Origin of the sequence: Pseudomonas sp. 21, assembly GCF_000955805.1 — a bacterium.
In the GTDB taxonomy this organism is placed as follows: domain Bacteria; phylum Pseudomonadota; class Gammaproteobacteria; order Pseudomonadales; family Pseudomonadaceae; genus Pseudomonas.
Map to the genome: position 1 here is coordinate 182,842 of NZ_JYOA01000007.1, position 16,809 is coordinate 199,650.

General features: G+C 67.5%; 9 protein-coding genes. 2 read left to right on the forward strand and 7 right to left on the reverse strand.

Annotated features, from left to right (window positions below):
* Nucleotides 1–51: 51 nt before the first annotated feature.
* On the forward strand, nt 52–1,455 hold the full coding sequence (locus tag UB43_RS16300) for an adenosylmethionine--8-amino-7-oxononanoate transaminase (protein ID WP_045212934.1): 1,404 nt from the start codon (nt 52–54) through the stop codon (nt 1,453–1,455).
* A 65-nt stretch (nt 1,456–1,520) separates the two neighbouring features.
* Complete coding sequence (locus UB43_RS16305) at nt 1,521–2,240, forward strand: 16S rRNA (uracil(1498)-N(3))-methyltransferase (RefSeq protein ID WP_045212936.1); 720 nt, start codon at nt 1,521–1,523, stop codon at nt 2,238–2,240.
* 169 nt (nt 2,241–2,409) lie between these two features.
* Here the strand turns inward: UB43_RS16305 and UB43_RS16310 are convergent, their stop codons facing one another.
* From UB43_RS16310 to UB43_RS16340, 7 genes are all read right to left on the reverse strand, one after another.
* Nucleotides 2,410–3,021 (reverse strand): LysE family transporter, encoded by a 612-nt coding sequence (locus UB43_RS16310; RefSeq protein ID WP_045212939.1) that lies wholly within the window; start codon nt 3,019–3,021, stop codon nt 2,410–2,412.
* A 75-nt stretch (nt 3,022–3,096) separates the two neighbouring features.
* On the reverse strand, nt 3,097–3,897 hold the full coding sequence (locus UB43_RS16315) for an AraC family transcriptional regulator (protein ID WP_045212941.1): 801 nt from the start codon (nt 3,895–3,897) through the stop codon (nt 3,097–3,099).
* A 7-nt stretch (nt 3,898–3,904) separates the two neighbouring features.
* Nucleotides 3,905–4,390: a chemotaxis protein CheW gene (locus UB43_RS16320; RefSeq protein WP_045212944.1), complete on the reverse strand. Its 486-nt coding sequence runs from the start codon at nt 4,388–4,390 to the stop codon at nt 3,905–3,907.
* A gap of 11 nt (nt 4,391–4,401) precedes the next feature.
* Entirely contained in the window at nt 4,402–5,436 is a 1,035-nt protein-coding gene (locus UB43_RS16325) for a chemotaxis protein CheB (RefSeq protein WP_045212947.1), read from the reverse strand.
* Nucleotides 5,429–13,807 (reverse strand): Hpt domain-containing protein, encoded by an 8,379-nt coding sequence (locus UB43_RS16330; protein ID WP_045212949.1) that lies wholly within the window; start codon nt 13,805–13,807, stop codon nt 5,429–5,431. The genes UB43_RS16325 and UB43_RS16330 overlap by 8 nt, the downstream gene beginning before the upstream one ends.
* Before the next feature lie 24 nt (nt 13,808–13,831).
* The gene (locus UB43_RS16335; protein WP_045212951.1) at nt 13,832–14,695 is read right to left on the reverse strand and encodes a protein-glutamate O-methyltransferase; all 864 of its coding nucleotides are present in this window, start codon (nt 14,693–14,695) and stop codon (nt 13,832–13,834) included.
* Nucleotides 14,696–14,757: 62 nt separating this feature from the next.
* Nucleotides 14,758–16,806 carry a methyl-accepting chemotaxis protein gene (locus UB43_RS16340; RefSeq protein WP_045212954.1) on the reverse strand — a complete coding sequence of 683 codons (2,049 nt, stop codon included), beginning with the start codon at nt 16,804–16,806 and terminating at the stop codon, nt 14,758–14,760.
* Nucleotides 16,807–16,809 lie beyond the last annotated feature (3 nt).

Sequence of the window (16,809 nt, forward strand, 5' to 3'; positions counted from 1 at the left end):
CGACCAGAGCGAGCCGACCGTCAGAAGAGCCATCAATTTAAGGAGCCGGCCATGGGCCTGAATGCCGAGTGGATGCAGCGCGATCTCGAGGTGCTGTGGCACCCCTGCACCCAGATGAAAGACCACGAGCGCCTGCCGGTGATCCCGATCCGCCGCGGCGAAGGCATCTGGCTGGAGGACTTCGAAGGCAAGCGCTACCTCGATGCGGTCAGCTCCTGGTGGGTCAACGTCTTCGGCCACGCCAACCCGCGCATCAACCAGCGCATCAAGGACCAGGTCGACCAGCTGGAGCACGTGATCCTCGCCGGCTTCAGCCACCAGCCGGTGATCGAGCTGTCCGAGCGCCTGCTGCGCCTGGCGCCGGCCGGGTTCTCCCGGGTGTTCTATGCCGACAGCGGCTCGGCCGGCATCGAAGTGGCGCTGAAGATGAGCTACCACTACTGGCACAACCTCGGCCAGCCGGAGAAGAAGCGCTTCATCACCCTGACCAACAGCTACCACGGCGAAACCGTGGCGGCGATGTCGGTGGGCGACGTGGCGCTGTTCACCGAGACCTACAAGTCGCTGCTGATGGACACCATCAAGGTGCCGACCCCCGACTGCTACCTGCGCCCCGAGGGCGTGAGCTGGGAAGAGCACTCGCGGACGATGTTCGCCGCCATGGAGCAGGCGCTGGAGCAGCACCACAAGGAAGTCGCCGCGGTGATCGTCGAGCCGCTGGTGCAGGGCGCCGGCGGCATGCGCATGTACCACCCGGTCTACCTCAAGCTGCTGCGCGAGGCCTGCGACCGCTACGGCGTGCACCTGATCCACGACGAGATCGCCGTCGGCTTCGGCCGCACCGGCACGATGTTCGCCTGCGAACAGGCCGGCATCACCCCGGACTTCCTGGTGTTGTCCAAGGCGCTGACCGGCGGCTACCTGGCGATGAGCGCGGTGCTGACCACCGACAAGGTCTACCAGGCGTTCTACGACGACTACGCCACCCTGCGCGCCTTCCTCCACTCGCATACCTACACCGGCAACCCGCTGGCCTGCGCCGCCGCCCTGGCGACCCTGGACATCTTCGAGCAGGACAACGTCATCGAGGCCAACAAGGCCCTGGCGGCGAAGATGGCCAGCGCCACCGCGCACCTTGCCGACCACCCGCACGTCTCGGAAATCCGCCAGACCGGCATGATCCTCGCCATCGAGATGGTCCAGGACAAGGCCACGAAAGCCGCCTACCCCTGGCAGGAACGCCGCGGCCTGAAGGTCTTCCAGCACGGCCTGGAACGCGGCGCGCTGCTGCGCCCGCTGGGCAGCGTGGTGTACTTCCTGCCGCCGTACATCATTACCCCCGAGCAGATCGACTTCCTCGCCGAGGTCGCCAGCGAAGGCATCGACATCGCCACCCGCGACAGTGTCAGCGTGGCGGTCAGCGAACGCTTCCCCGAGCATCGCGATCCGGGCTGATCGGCTACAAGCGGCAGGCCGAAAGCTTTAAGCTTGCCGCTTTCCCCCATCAGTTCGACATTGCCATGCGCCTCTCCCGCTTCTTCATCGACGCCCCGCTCTCCCTCGGCCAGCACGAGCTGCCCGAAGCCCAGGCCCACTACATCGGCCGCGTACTGCGCCACAGCGTCGGCGACGCGGTGCAGCTGTTCGACGGTTCGGGCCAGGAATACCTGGGCGAGCTGATCGAGGTGGGCAAGAAGAACGTCCGCGTGGAGCTGCGCGAAGCCTTCGCCGGCCAGGCCGAGTCGCCGCTGCGCGTGCACCTGGGCCAGGGGCTGTCCCGTGGCGAGCGCATGGACTGGGCGATCCAGAAGGCCACCGAACTGGGCGCCAGCGAGATCACCCCGATCGTCAGCGAGCGCTGCGAAGTACGCCTGAAGGACGAACGCGCCGACAAGCGCATGGCCCACTGGCGCCAGGTGGCGATCAGCGCCTGCGAACAATGCGGCCGCTCCGTGCTGCCAGTGCTCAATGCACCGGTCACCCTCGTCGAATGGCTGGAGAGCTGCGAAGCGCAGCTCAAGCTGGTGCTGCACCCGGTGGCCGAGCCGCTGACCAGCCATGACAAGCCGGCCAGCCTGGCCTTCCTGATCGGCCCGGAAGGCGGCCTGAGCAATGCGGAAGTGGAGCAGGCCAAGGGCGCCGGGTTCCATGCCGCGCGACTGGGGCCGCGCGTGCTGCGCACCGAGACTGCTCCGGTCGTAGCGCTGAGTGTGGCGCAGCAGTTGTGGGGCGACTTCTAGATTCTCTGCGATGGAAAAAACCTCTCCCAAAGGGAGAGGGGTGAGGCAAGACGGCAGCGCCGGTGCCATGCAGGTTCGCGAGCAAGCTCGCTCCTACGAAGAGCGCACCGAGCGGGCCGGCAAGTTGTAGGAGCGAGCTTGCTCGCGAACAGCCCGGGCGCCCGGCGACTCAGATTCCCCGCAACGCCAATCCCGCCAGCACCAGCAACACCACACCGCAAAGCGCATGGCTCACCCGGTGCCAGCGCGGTGAAGCGTTGCGCCGCAACCAGTCCACCAGCGCCGCGCAGAGGAAGCAGCAGAGCACCGAGGCCGTCATGAAGCCGGCGAAGAACACCAGCGAATCCGCCAGCGAAGGCACGCCATCGACCAGCCCCGCCATGGCGCCGCCCAGCGCGCCCCAATAGACGATGTTCTTCGGGTTCGACAGCGACAGCATCGCCCCGGAAGCAAACGCCCCGGCGTGGTGATCGCCGAGCGCGCCCTCCTCTACCACGCCGACCTCGCGTGCATCGCGCAGGCTCTGCACACCCAGCCAGGCCAGGTACGCGGCGCTGGCCAGGGTCAGCGGCAGGCGCAGGGTTTCGTGGCCCAGCAGCAGCGCCAGCCCGGTCAGGCCGATCAGCGCCCACACGGCATCGCCGATCAGCGAGCCGAACTGCACCAGCAGTGCCGGGCGAAAGCCGCCCTTCAGGCCACGGCGCAGGGTTTCGGCGAGCACGGCGCCGGGAGATAGGCAGAAGACGATGCCGAACAGCAGCGCGGCGAAGAACAGGGTCATGGATCGGCTCTCGAACAGGGTGGCGATGGCGCCATTGTGCCTGGACTGCAGCCGACCGAACTTGAACCGGATTGCTCAGCGCAGGGCGCGCTGGAAGTTGCCCGGCGACACGCCATAGGCCGCGCGGAAATGCCGGTTCAGGTGGCTCTGGTCGGCAAAGCCCAGCTCGTGGGCCACTTCGGTGGCCGGCAGGCCGGCGCGCAACAATGCCTGGGCGCGACGGGTGCGCAGTTGCATCGCCCACTGCCGGGGGCTCAGGCCCACCTGTTTCTGGAAACTGCGCAACAGGTGGAAACGCGACAGGCCGAGGTAGGCCGCCATCTCGTCGAGGCTGGGTTGCCGCACCAGGTCGGCGGCCAGCCAGTCCTGCAGGTCGGCAATCCGCCCACCGTTCTCCAGACCATCCTGTGGCAGGCGTACGCCCATGGCGCGGGCGAGCTCGGCCAGCTGCAGTGTCAGGCGTTCTTCGCCGCGCTGGCGGACGAAAGGGTCATCGCCCAGCACGCGCTCGACCGCATCGGCCATCGTGGTCGCCAGGGCAGGCAGATGGTCGGTGGCCCGTTCGAATTCCAGGCGCTGCAGGCCGAGCATCGTTGCGAGTTGGTCAGGCCCGACGTAGAGGCTGACGAACTGCCAGGGCTGGCCTTCGGCGACGCCACCGCCCTGGATCTGCCCGGGGTTGTAGCAGGTGAAACAGCCGGGCCCGGCATCGAAGGTACGGCCATCCAGCCACACGCTTTCCTCGCCGCGCAGGTTGGCGCTGATGACGAATTCGTCGTGGCTGTGGCGCTCGAAACGATGGCCGCCAAGGGTGGCGCCAGCGACCTCGAAGCCGGGTTGGTTCCCCAGCTGGGCAAGGCGCAGGCCACCGTTCATGGCCGGGTCAGATGAGGCCGGAGTCGGCCAGTTTCTGCTCCAGCGCGGCCAGGTCGGGGATGCGCGCCTGGGCGTCGCCCAGGTCCACGGCGTCCAGCTCCAGCGGGGCCAGCGGCACGTCGAGACGCTTGAGGTCGCTGCTGACCTTCAGCGAACGCGGGATGCCCTGCACCAGCAGCGCGAAGAACTTCACATTGGGCCGGCCGCCCAGGGCGTTGACCACGATCACCCGCGCGCCGGAGCCGACTTCGGCCTGGCCGTCGGAGGCCGCCTCGAAGGACAGCAGCGGCAGGCGCAGGTCGCGCCAGGCCACCTGGCCCAGGTACCAGGACGGCAGGCCGTCCACCGGGTGCGGGGCGCGGTAGGTGATCAGCTCGGCCACGGCCACGTTGGGCAGCAGCAGGTTGCGGTCGGCCAGCGGCACCAGCAGGCCGGTCAGGCTGCTGGGGGCGGCATTGGCAACGCCGGCATTGGCGACGGGAAGATCACTCATCGGGCCTTATCTCACTGCGTGACTGCGCCGACGCATTGCTCGGCGAGGTGATTGACCAGCGCCGCCGCAAGTTCGCGCGGGTCGCCGGAGAGGGTGCTATAGCCGCCTTCGCGCAGGCTGTCGGGCATGCTGGAGCAGGCGCAGCTGTCGGCGCGCTGGGTCCAGATCGGCGCGCCCTGGCGGCGCACGTAGGCCGCGGCGGCGCTACCGTCGCTGCACATGCCGCTGAACACGATCACGCCGCAACGATCGCCGTACTGCTGGGCGAGGTTGAGCATCATCTGGTCGATGGACGGGCTGTAGGGCTCCGGCCAGCTGCGGTCCTGCACATGCATGCGCGCCGAATCGTCGAAGCCCAGCTCGCGGGAAATCGGCACCACCACCACTTCGCCGCAGCGCACCGGGTCGCCGTCGCGCACGGTGTTGACGTGCCACTGGCTGTGGCGACCGACCGCTTGCGGCAGGTTCGCCTCGAACGAGGCATCGATGTGCTGGGCATACAGGAAGCCCACCGGCAGGCCGCCGGGCAGCGCATCGAGGAAAGTCTTCACCGCCGCCGGGCCGCCCAGCGAGGCGGCGAGCAGCCAGACCTGCGCGGCGGGTTCACCGGCCTTGAGCGGGGAAGCCGCGAGGTCATCGGGCAGCGTCACGCGGCTGGGCCGCTGCGCTTCGTCGAGCAGCGCGGCGAGGCTGCGGCCCACGCCGGCACTGGGGTCACCCACCAGCTTGCGCAGCTTGGACACCAGCCGGCGTTCCCAGCGCGGGTAATGTTCGGAATGCCGCTCCGGCGCGTGGCCTTCGCCGAACAGCACAGGTACGCGCGACTGTTCCAGCAGGTTGTCCACCAGGGGCGAATCCTCCTGCTGCGCCAGGTCCACCAGCCACAGGTCGGTCTCGCAGGCGTCCAGCTGCTCGCTTTCAAGGCGCGCCGGATCGGCGTTGAGCACCACCTGGTAACCGTGGCCGGCCAGCGCCTGTGCCAGCACGTGGCGCTGCAGCGAGGTGTCGGCGATCACCGCAATGCGCGGCGTGCTCTGCTCAGACATGGGTCTTCACCAGCTTGTGGATATTCTCCAGCAGCTCGGATTCCTGGTACGGCTTGCCCAGGTACTGGTTGACGCCGATGGCCAGGGCACGGTCGCGGTGCTTCTCGCCGGTACGGGAGGTAATCATGATGATCGGCAGGTCCTTCAGCTGTTCATCGTGGCGCACCAGGGTGGCCACCTCGAAGCCGTCCATGCGCGGCATCTCGATGTCCAGCAGCATGATGTCGGGCTTGTGGTCCTGCAGCTGGGCGATGGCGTCCACCCCGTCCTTGGCGGTGAGCACGTTCATGCCGTTGCGTTCCAGCAGGCGGCTGGTGACCTTGCGCACGGTGACCGAGTCGTCCACCACCATGACCAGGGTCGGGCGCTGGTGCTCGATTTCCGCCACGCTCGGGCCTGCCAGCTGGCGGCGCGGCGCGTGCTGGATGAGCTGGGCGTGGAGCACGCGGATCGTCGCCAGCAGGTCGAGAATCACCACCACGCGACCGTCACCGAGGATGGTCGCGCCGGAGATGCCACTGACGCCGGCGAACTGCGCACCGAGGCTCTTCACCACGATCTCGCGCGAGCCGGCCAGGGCGTCCACCTGCACTGCCACGGCGTGGTCCGCCGAGCGCACCAGGATCACCGGCAGCGGCAGCGACTGGCCGACCAGCTTGGGATGCTGGCCGTTGTTCAGCAGGTCGCCGAGGTACTTCAGTTCATAGCTCTGGCCGGCGTACTCGAAGCTCGGCGCGGCGCCGGATTCGTCGGCGGCGGCCTGCTCGTAGAGCGCTTCCAGCTCGTACGGGGAGACCCGCACGATACCTTCGATGGTGTTCAGCGGCAGGGCGTAGAGGTCCTCGCCGGAAAGCACCATCAGCGCGCGGTTCACCGACACGGTGAACGGCAGGCGGATGTCGAAGCGGGTGCCTTCGCCGACGCTGGAGTGGATGCTCATGGAGCCGCCGAGCTGTTTCACCTCGGAGTTCACCACGTCCATGCCCACGCCACGGCCGGAAATCTGCGTGACCTTCTCGGCGGTACTGAAGCCGGCCTCGAGGATGAACTGCAGCACCTCGTGGTCGTTCAGCTCGCTGTCGTCGGTCATCAGGCCGCGCTCGATGGCCTTTCGGCGCACCGCTTCGAGGCGGATGCCGGCGCCATCGTCGGCCAGGGTCAGGAGGATGTCGCCACCCTCGCGGCCCAGGGTCAGGCGGATGGTGCCCTGCTCCGGCTTGCCGGCGATGCGGCGCGCCTCGCCGGACTCGATGCCGTGGTCGACCGCGTTGCGCAGCATGTGCTCCAGCGGCGCGACGATGCGTTCGAGCACGCTGCGGTCCATCTCGCCTTCGGCGTTGCTGACCACGAACTCGACCTGCTTGCCCAGCTCGCTCGCCACCTGGCGGACGATCCGGCGCAGGCGCGGCACCAGGCGGTCGAAGGGCACCATGCGGGTGCGCATCAGGCCTTCCTGCAGCTCGGTGTTGACCCGCGCCTGTTGCAGCAGCAGGGTCTCGGCGTCGCGGTTCTTCGCGGCCAGGGTTTCCTTGAGGTCGAACAGGTCGGAAGCGGACTCGAACAGCGCGCGCGAAAGCTGCTGCAGCTGCGAGTAGCGGTCCATTTCCAGCGGGTCGAAATCTTCGTAGCCGGCGCGCTCGGCGTCGGCCTGGTGGCGCGAGAGGATCTGCGCCTGGGTTTCGGTATCCAGGCGCCGCAACTGGTCGCGGACCCGCTCGATGGTCGCGTCCATCTCGCCCAGGGTCGAACCGACGTCGCTCACCTGCTGCTCGACGCGGCCACGGAAGATGGAGGTCTCACCGGCGAGGTTGACCAGCCCTTCGAGCAGTTGCGCGGGCACCTTCACCAGTTCCTGCGGCGCACGGCGCGCAGCGGCTTCCTGGGCGGCTTCCTGGGCACGGCGAACGAAGGGCAGCACCACCGGCGCATCGAGGCGCTGCGGTACGGCAGCGGCCATGATGGCTTCCGGCAGCACCGGCAGGTTCACCGGGGTCGGCTGTTCGGCGACCGGTTCTTCGTCGAGGGATTCCTCGAACTGGCTTTCGGCGCTCTCGACTTCACCCAGGTGCAGGCGCAACTGGTCGACTTCGGCCTGCAGGCCTTCGAAGCCGGACTGCGCGTCCATCAGCAGGCTTTCCGGCCAGGGCGCGCCCTGCTGCTGGGCTTCGCCCAGGTGCTGTTCGAGGTCGTGGGCCAGGTCGCCCAGGCTGGTCTGGCCGGCCAGGCGTGCACCACCCTTGAGGGTATGGAGAATGCGCAGCAGCTCATCCAGCGCACCGTTCTCGCGTTCGGCGTCCCAGCGGCCCAGCGCCTGCTCCATGCCTTCGAGCAGGTCGTCGGCCTCTTCCAGGAAGATATCCAGGATGTCGGCTTCCGGGCCTTCGGGCGCGGCGCGCTGGGAGCTGATTGCGTGCAGGCTGACGCTGCTGGGGATGCTCAGCTGTTCTTCGGGGTTGGCACGAAATCGGTGGATCGCGTCAATCAGCGATTCACCTCCCGGAATCCGGCGATGCTGTTGGACCGCTTCGAGCATCTCGGCGAGACGGTCGTGGCAGCGCTGCAGCAGCTCGAAGAGCGTCGGGCTGGCGCGCAGGCGTCCGCCGCAGAGGCCTTCGTAGAGGAACTCCAGTTCGTGGGACAGATCGCCGATGGGGCGGATCTCGGCCATCCGCGCGCCGCCCTTGAGGGTGTGCAGGTCGCGTTGCAGCGCTTCCAGCTCGACGCTGTTGTCGGGGTTTTCCATCCAGCGGTGCAGGGCACCGGAGGAGCTTTCGAGGATGTCGAAACCTTCCTCGAGGAAGATTTCGACCAGTTCCTGGTCGCGGTCTTCGTTCAGCTCGTACTCGCTGTCCTGCACGCCCGAGGCTTCAGGAACAACCGCGGCCGGCTGTGACTCATCCCGTGACAGCTCGGCCCCCTCGGCTTCAGCCGCTTCGAGGAAGGACTGCAGGTCGAGGTCCGGTGCCGTGACTTCCAGCTCCGGTTCGATGCTTTCGAGATCGCCGGCCTCTGCCTCGACGGCTTCGAGTTCGGCGCTGACCTCGGCTTCCGGCGCCACCTCGGCAGGCAGCTCCAGCTCGATGTCGTCTTCGACGACCGGCGGCAGCTCGAGGCTTTCCTCCTGCTCGGCCACGGCATCCTGCTGCGCAGCCTGGGCCTGCGGCAGGTTCAGGCCGGCGGCCGGGTTCTGGCGGAAGGTGCGGATGGTCTGCACCAGGTCGGCCGGGTCGGTCAGCGCCTGGCCGGCCTGCAGCTGGTCGAGCTGGGTCGCCAGGCGGTCGTGGCAGGTGCGCAGCAGGTCGCCCAGCGGCTGGCTGTGCTGGAAGCGATGGTCCAGCAGGCCTTCGTAGAGGGATTCGAGTTCGTGGGACAGATCGCCGATTTCGCGGATTTCCGCCATGCGCGCGCCACCCTTGAGGGTGTGCAGGTCGCGTTGCAGGGTCGAAAGCGCAGCGAGGCCCTCGGGCGAGGCCAGCCATTGGTCCAGCGCCTGGCCGGCGTTATCGAGGATGTCGACCGCCTCTTCGAGGAAGATCGCCACCATTTCCTCGTCCAGCGCGCGCGGCGGTTGCTGCGGGGCGGGATGGGCGTGCGGGGTTTCGGCGGTGATGACGTCATCGTCATCGTCGTCGGCGGCGCCACGCGGGGCGCCGTCGTTGTCGCCCCGCGCCGACCAGCTCAGGCCGTCGGGCAGGTTGTCGTCGTCCACCGGGCGGCTGTCGAGGAGGAATTCCTCGTCTTCGGCGGGGAAGTCATCGGCGGTCAGGCTTTCCAGGTCGACGAACTCGATTTCCGCGTCGTCCTGCGCTTCGTCCTCGGGCGCGGCGACCGGCGCATCCAGCAGGCGATGCAACGCTTCGACCTGTTCCGGGCGGGCGCTGACCTGCAGCGCAGCCGCCACCTGGTCCATCATGCCGATCAGCGCCTCGTGGGCGGCCTCGGCAGCGGAGAAGAAGGCGTCACCGGTTTCCAGGCGGCCCTGGCGCACGGCGCCATAGACCGCCAGCAGCGCGTCGGCGAGTTCCGCCATCTGCGGCAGCTCGGCCATCTGCGCGCCACGGCTGAGGGTTTCCAGCTCGTCATACAGGGCACCCAGTTCGTGGCGCTCCTGCGGGTGCTCGCGCCAGCGGCGCAGCAGGTCCTCGGCGTCGAGCAGGATGTCCATGCCCTCGGCGAGGAACATGCCGATCATCTGCGGGTCGTTGCCGCTGCCCTCGCCGCTTTCACCGCGACGCTTGGCCTCGGCGGCCTCCAGGCGCTCCTGGTGGATCTTCGCGATGCGCGCCAGCAACTCCGGGCTGCCCTCGATGGGCGCCAGCGGGCGACCTTCGACGAGCTGGTCGAGACCGACGCGGAACAGGCCTTCGGCGGCATGCAGCAGCTCTGCTTCGCGCAGGTCGACCTGCAGCAGGTTGGTCTTGAATTCCTTCACCAGCCGCTCCAGCGGCGTGGCGATTTCGGCGATCGGCAGGATACCGGCCATGTGCGCGCTGCCCTTGAGCGTGTGCAGGGCGCGCTGCAGGTCGTCGGTCACCGGTTGCGGCAGCTGCTGCGCGCAATCGGCGAGGAAGCCGACCAGGGTTTCCAGGTGGGCTTCGGCTTCGTTGCGGAAGATCTCCAGCAACTGCGGATCGAGGCTCTCGTCGAGCCCTTCGTTGGCCGCCTGGGCAGCGATCTCCTCGACCTCTGCCAGCTCAGGGGTGATGTCCTCCACCGGCGGCGCCGACTCCGGCAGCCCGCCACCGGGCGGCGGCACCGGCTGCCCCTTGGCCAGGGCATGGGCAGTGGCGGCCAGGCGGTCGACGTCGTCGCGCTGGCGCTGGGCGCTGGCGGCGTACTCGTCGACCAGTTCAGGCATCAGCGCGACCACGTCCTGGACTACCTGCAGCACGGCTGGCGAGGCGGCAATGCTGCGGTCGAGCACGCGGTTGAGCAGGTTCTCGATGGACCAGGCCAGCTCGCCGATCACCAGCGCGCGGACCATCCGGCCACTGCCCTTGAGGGTGTGGAAGGCGCGGCGAATCTCGGTCAGCGAGTCGCGGTCGTCGGTGTTGGCCAGCCAGGTCGGCAGGTGCTCGCCGATGGTTTCCAGCACTTCGCCGGCTTCTTCGATGAAGACTTCGCGCAGCTCTTCGTCGATCGGCTCTTCGTCGGCGGGCGGCGGCAGCAGGCTGGGCGGCACGTCCTGGGCCGGCGGGTTGATCGCCTGGACCGGGGCAGCCATGACTTCAGCCAGGGACAGCGGCTTGGCCGGTGCCTCGGCGACCGCTTCGGGCTCGGCCGGCGGGCTGGGCAGTTCGACTTCCGGCAGGTCCAGCTCGGCGATGTTCTCGTCGCTCCAGGCTTCGGCCTGGACGGCGGGTGCCTGGGGTTCGACCAGCGGTTCCAGCGCTTCCAGCGCTTCCAGCTCAAGTGGCGCGTCGAGGCTGAAGTCGACGCCAGCATCCAGCGCGGTCGGTTCGCTCAGCTCGCCCAGGGTCCAGTTGTCATCGCTGACCAGCGAGGTTTCGGCGGTGACCGGTTCATCGGTGGCCGGCCGGGCGTCGAAGCTCAGGTCGTCCAGGGATTCCAGCGGTGCGGGTTCGATCGTTTCCAGGCTGGCGAAACTTTCGTCCAGCTCCAGCGACGGTGCGGGCGACTCGGCAGCCGGCTGGCTCAGGTCGATGCTGAACCAGTCTTCCTCGGCGGGCTTGTCGCCGGCCGGGGTTGGCGACTGCATGTCCCAGGTCAGCTCATCCACCGGGGCCGGAGTGACCTCCAGCGTCGGCAGGCTGGCGAAGTCTTCGAGCAGTTGCGGAGTTGCCGGGGCTTCGCCCGGAGTGACGGACAGGTCCAGCGATTCCCAGGATAGCTCGGTAGCTGCGGGCTGCGCCTGCCCGGGCTCGTCGAATCGCGGCGCCTCGGCCAGCGGGAGGGCATCGTCCAGGTTCCAGCTCAGCTCATCGGCCAGCGGTTGCGCGGGCGCCTCTTCCAGCGTTTCGAGAGTGAACTCGATGCTGTCGGCCTTGTGGCTGTCATCCAGCGACCAGCCTTCGTCGGCCAGGGTGGTGTCGGTGATCGGTGCGGCCGGCTCCAGTTCGATATCCCAGCTGAGGCTTTCCGGCTCCAGGGTCGCGCCGGGCAGTTCAGCCGAGGCAGCCAGCGGCGTGGCCTCGTCGAGCGTCCAGGCGCCCGGTTCGGCGCTGGGCTCGGTGGCGGGCAGGCCGGAGTCCAGCTCCAGGGGTTCGAAGGTGAAGCTCGCTTCGGCTGCGCCAGCAGGCTGGGCTTCGAGCTCGGCCGGGAGGTCGAAGTCGGCCGGCAGTGCGGGTTGCTCCCCGACGGCAGGCTCGACGACGGGCTCCAGCGATTCGAAGGTGAAGCTCTCTTCAGTGTCCGCAACAGGTTGGGGCGTCTCGAGGTCGGCAAGGTCCAGCGCCGGTTCATCCACCGGGGCCAGCTCTTCCGTCGGGGCAAGCTCGGCAGGCTGTTCGAACGCTGGCTCTTCGGTCGGGGCGACGTCGAAGCTCGCGGGCTCGAAGCTGTCGGCGATTTCCACCGGCGCGGCCAGCTCCGGGACTTCGTCCACCGGCACCGCCTCGGTCGGCTCGGCCAGCGGCTGGGCGGCCAGCACGTCGATCTCGTCGAGTGGATTATCCAAAGGCGCCGGCGCGAAGGCGCTCATCTCGGCGTCGAGGATCGACGGGCGCGGCTTGAGCGAGTAGCCCAGGCTGTCCAGGCTCTCCTCGGCCACGTCGAGAATCATGTCGCCCTGGGTGTTGTGGTCTTCCGACAGGCGCTCGAGGTAGTACTCGACGCTGGTGATGGCGTCGGCCAGGGTGTCGAGGCTGTGCCAGTCCGGCACGGCCTGGCGCACCAGCAGTTGTTCCTGGATGTAGCGGTTGCAGTTTTCCAGCAGTTTCGCCGCGCGTTCCTGGGAGATCATCGCCAGTCCGCCGCGAACCTGGGTCAGCAGCTCCGGCACGCGGGCCAGGTGCTCGTGGTTCCACTGCGAGGCGATGAACTCGATGATCGCGTCCTTGGCCAGTTCCAGGCCGTTACGCGCTTCCTTGATCACCACCTGGTGGATCTGCTCGACGTCGGTGGTCGGCAGGACGTTTTCTTCGCTGCCCGGCTCTTCGCTCGGGCCGACCATGCCGGCCAGGGTGGCCTCGACATACAGCAGCGCACCGGCGACATCCATCAGGGTCGCGTCGTTGGGCTGGCGCTGGCCATGGGCGAGCGCGCTGACCACCTCGATCTGGTCGAGGATGACCTTGCGCGGCTGGCCGAAGCCCAGCACGGCGAGGGTGTCGGCGATCTGCTTGAGCGGTGCCAGCAGGCTACCCAGTTCGTTCACGCCGCTGCGGTCGCTGCGCACGAAGAGGTCGAGGCTGTCCTTGACCCGCACCAGCTCCTCGCACAACGCGCCGACGACCGAGCGCATGGCGTCGCGGTCAGGGCCGGCGAGACGGGCGCGTTCCTCGTCCACCAGGGCTGCGCCCGGCAGGGCGTCGTCGAGGCGGTACTCGTCCTTCACCGCACGCACGCGCGGCGACTGGTCGGAGGCCTTGGCGACGTAGAACAGCAGGTTCTTGATCAGTTCGTCCGGCGCCGGCTGGTTCATGGCGTCGGCGCCCTGGTCGACCAGGCGCTTGAATTCGCGGTCGACCTGGCGCAGCAGGTTACGTACCGAGGTGCCGTTGGCGATGCTGCCGTTGGCCAGGCCTTCGATCATCGCCGAGGCGATCACCCACAGGCGGCCCAGCGGGGCGTCCTTGCACAGGGACTCGAGGCGGGCGAAGACGCGCGCCAGGTAGCCCAGGTTGGTCGGCAGGTCCTGGTTGCGGATGACGCCGACCAGGGCGACCTGCAGCATCTGCCGCAGTTTGCGCAGCAGCGCCGGCAGTTCGGCGGTGCGCAGGCGCGCCAGGGCGTCCACCGGCAGCACCGGTGAAGATTGGGAAAGGTCGGGGGAGAACAGGCTGGTTTCCGACAGCAGCTTCTCGCCACGGGCGGTGCGCAGGTCGTTGAGCAGCGGCAGCACCACCAGCGGCAGGTCGCGGCGGGCGCTCTGGATGCGCTCCAGGTAGGCCGGCAGCTGCAGGATGGCCTGCATCAGCACTTCCAGCGCTTCGCTCTGGCTGGAGGTCGTGCCGTCGATCAGCGCCTGGGTCAGGTACTCCATTTCTTCGGCGAGCAGGGCCGCGCCGTAGAACTCCACCATCTGCAGAGTGCCGCGCACCTGGTGGATATAGGCCAGGCAAAAGCCCATCCGCGTCGGGTCCTGGGGGTTCTCGACGTAGGATTCGAGGGCTTGCCGCGCCTGCTTGAGCGTTTCGGCAATCTCGCCTTTTACCCATTCCAGGGCGACATAATCGTGCCGATCACCCATAGCCACTCCACTCATGTGTCTGTGTCATCCCTTCCGGGTAAAGGCCAGAACGCGCTCATCGGCGACCGGTTCGAGCAGCGGGTGGTGCCAATCGGCGACCTCGCCCACTCCGATCACCAGCAGTCCCCCAGGCGCCAGCCGCTCGGCCAGGCGATTGAGGATGTCCCGCCGCCGCCAGCGGCGGAAATAGATCAGCAGGTTCTGGCAAAAAATCACGTCCATGCCGGACATTGGCGCCTTGGCCAGTTCCAGCACATTCAGCCGCGCGCAACAGACGCGCCCGGCGAGATCGGGTATCACACGGTATCGACCGTCATCCTGCGCGCTGAAGTAGCGCGTGGCCAGTTCCGGGTCGATATCCGCAAGCTTGCGTGCCGCATACGTGGCCTCGCGCGCCCGATTGAGGGCGTTGAGGCTGATGTCGGTGCCGGTCACGCCGAACAGCGGCGCCAGACCGGCATCTTCCAGTACCTTGGCGGCCACCATGGCGAGGGAATAAGGCTCCTCGCCGCTGGAACAGCCGACGCTCCACAAGGCCAGCGGCCGGCTCGGGCCGACCTGTTCGAGGCGCTGGAGCAGGAAGCTTTCCAGCACGTCGAAGGATGCCTTGTGGCGAAAGAAACGGGTTTCCTGAACGGTGAGGCGGTCCAGCAGGTTCGACCATTCGACGGCGCCGCGCGGGCCATCGGTGACCTGGCGGTAATAGGTGCCATAGTCGGCGATACCCAGTTCGCGCATCCGCGCGCCCAGGCTGGTCTGCAGAAAGGCACGGCGCTGCTCGTTGACGACAACGCCGGTGCGGTCTTCCAACAGTGCCTGCCAGTCGCGGAAGTCCGCGGCCGACATGTCGGCCAACGGCTGCAACGACCAGACGCCACTTGCCTGCATGTCGCGCCCCTCGCTCAAGATTGTCGTGCGCTACCCGGCAAAGAGCAGCGCACCTCCTCTGCTCAGGCCTGTTCGGCGGTGTCCGGCAGTTTGAAGCCGGATACGGAGTGGCGCATCTCGCCGGCCATCTTGGCCAGGTTACCAATGCTGCGCGCGGTAGCGGTGGTACCGGCAGAGGTCTGCGAGGTGATCTCCTGGATCACGTTCATGGTGTTGGAAATGTGGCCGGCGGAGGAGGCCTGCTGACGGGCGGCGTTGGAGATGTTCTGGATCAACGCGGCCAGGGTCTTGGATACCTTCTCGATCTCTTCCAGGGACACACCGGCGTCCTGCGCCAGGCGGGCACCACGTACCACCTCGGAGGTGGTCTGTTCCATCGAGATCACCGCTTCGTTGGTGTCGGTCTGAATGGTCTTCACCAGCGCCTCGATCTGCTTGGTCGCAGCCGAAGAACGTTCCGCCAGGCGCTGTACTTCGTCCGCTACCACGGCGAAGCCGCGGCCCGCGTCGCCCGCCATGGACGCCTGGATCGCGGCGTTCAGGGCGAGGATGTTGGTCTGGTCGGCAATGTCGTTGATCAGGCTGACGATGTCACCGATCTCCTGGGACGATTCACCGAGGCGCTTGATCCGCTTCGAAGTGTCCTGGATCTGCTCACGGATGTTGTCCATGCCGGTGATGGTGTTGTGCACCACTTCGTTGCCCTTGTTGGCGATGGCTACGGAACGTTCCGCTACCGCCGAGGACTCGGAGGCGTTCGCCGATACCTGGTCAATGGACACGGCCATTTCGTTGATCGCGGCGGAGGCGCCGGCGATTTCCTGGGCCTGGTGCTCGGAAGCCTCGGCCAGATGCATGGCGGTGGCCTGGGTTTCCTGGGCGGCGGCGGCCACCTGCACGGCGGTCAGGTTGATGGTTTCCACCAGCTCGCGGAGCTGGTCGATGGAGTAGTTGATGGAGTCCGCGATCGCACCGGTGAAGTCCTCGGTTACCGTCGCGGCCACCGTCAGGTCACCGTCGGCGAGGTCGGCGATTTCGTCGAGCAGTCGCAGAATCGCCGCCTGGTTACGTTCGTTCTTCTCGGCGGTCTCGGCCAGTCGGCGGTTGGTCTCACGCACCATCACCAGGCCGATGAGGATGATCGCGCCCAGGGCGATGATACCCAGCGCGGCGCTGGCGACCTGGTTGAACACACGGCCTTCGGCCAGGTTCTCGAAGCCGGCGGCGAGGCTGGAAGCCTTGTCCAGCAGGGTCTGCGAGCCACCGAAGATGGTGTTGGCGGCTTCACGGACCTGGAACAGTTCCGGGGAGGTCTCGAGGATCTCGTCCACCGAGCCGGAGACGAATTCGAAGAGCTCGGCGATCTCGTTGAGGCGGTCCACCGCTTCGGCGTTGGTCACCTTGGAGATGCTCATCGCCGCGTTGCCTTCCTTCATGCCCTTCAGTACGCGGCCGAAGAGGCTGGCGTCACGACCGAAGCTGTCGGCGGCCTGCACGGAGTTCTCGTCACCAGCCAGCACCTTGTTCACCGAGCCGAGGATACGTTCGGCCAGCAGCGACTGGCGCTGGGCTACCGCGACCTGGTCGGCCGGGGCGCCGTTTTCCAGCAGGATGTCAACGACCTCTTCGTACTCCACCTGCAGCTGCGGGATGGTTTCGGCGAGGGTCGCGGCTACCTGGTGCAGGGACAGTACGGTCTGTTCGCTGGCGAGGATGGAGTCGGCGTTCTTGCGCAGGGTGTCCCAGTCCTTCTGCACATCCGCCATCTGCGGTTGTACCGAATCCGGGCTCGGCGGCAGGCCGGTGCTCTCGTCACCCTTGGAGAGGATGTTCCAGCGCTTCTCGAAGTCGTTGCGCGCTTCTTTCAGCAGCTTGAACGCCTCCGCCTTGCCCGCCGCGGCTTCCGTGGCGTTCTTGGCGATACGCTGGGACAGCACGCGCAGTTCGCCGGCATGGCCGATGTACTGCTTGTCGTGGTTCGCCTGGGTGTTTAGGTAAGCGAAGTTGGCGAACAGCAAGACGATCGCCACGATCAGGACCACGAAGAGTCCGAGGATCAGCGAGCTGCTACGCGCACCCGAAAAAAGACTGCCTGCCTTTATATTTTTCATATT

Excerpts from the sequence above, each read along its gene's own strand:
- UB43_RS16305 (WP_045212936.1), top strand. The coding sequence starts at position 1,521 with ATGCGCCTCTCCCGCTTCTTCATCGACGCCCCGCTCTCCCTCGGCCAG.
- UB43_RS16300 (WP_045212934.1), top strand. The coding sequence starts at position 52 with ATGGGCCTGAATGCCGAGTGGATGCAGCGCGATCTCGAGGTGCTGTGG.
- UB43_RS16335 (WP_045212951.1), bottom strand. The coding sequence starts at position 14,695 with ATGCAGGCAAGTGGCGTCTGGTCGTTGCAGCCGTTGGCCGACATGTCG.
- UB43_RS16320 (WP_045212944.1), bottom strand. The coding sequence starts at position 4,390 with ATGAGTGATCTTCCCGTCGCCAATGCCGGCGTTGCCAATGCCGCCCCC.
- UB43_RS16310 (WP_045212939.1), bottom strand. The coding sequence starts at position 3,021 with ATGACCCTGTTCTTCGCCGCGCTGCTGTTCGGCATCGTCTTCTGCCTA.
- UB43_RS16340 (WP_045212954.1), bottom strand. The coding sequence starts at position 16,806 with ATGAAAAATATAAAGGCAGGCAGTCTTTTTTCGGGTGCGCGTAGCAGC.
- UB43_RS16330 (WP_045212949.1), bottom strand. The coding sequence starts at position 13,807 with ATGGGTGATCGGCACGATTATGTCGCCCTGGAATGGGTAAAAGGCGAG.
- UB43_RS16315 (WP_045212941.1), bottom strand. The coding sequence starts at position 3,897 with ATGAACGGTGGCCTGCGCCTTGCCCAGCTGGGGAACCAACCCGGCTTC.
- UB43_RS16325 (WP_045212947.1), bottom strand. The coding sequence starts at position 5,436 with ATGTCTGAGCAGAGCACGCCGCGCATTGCGGTGATCGCCGACACCTCG.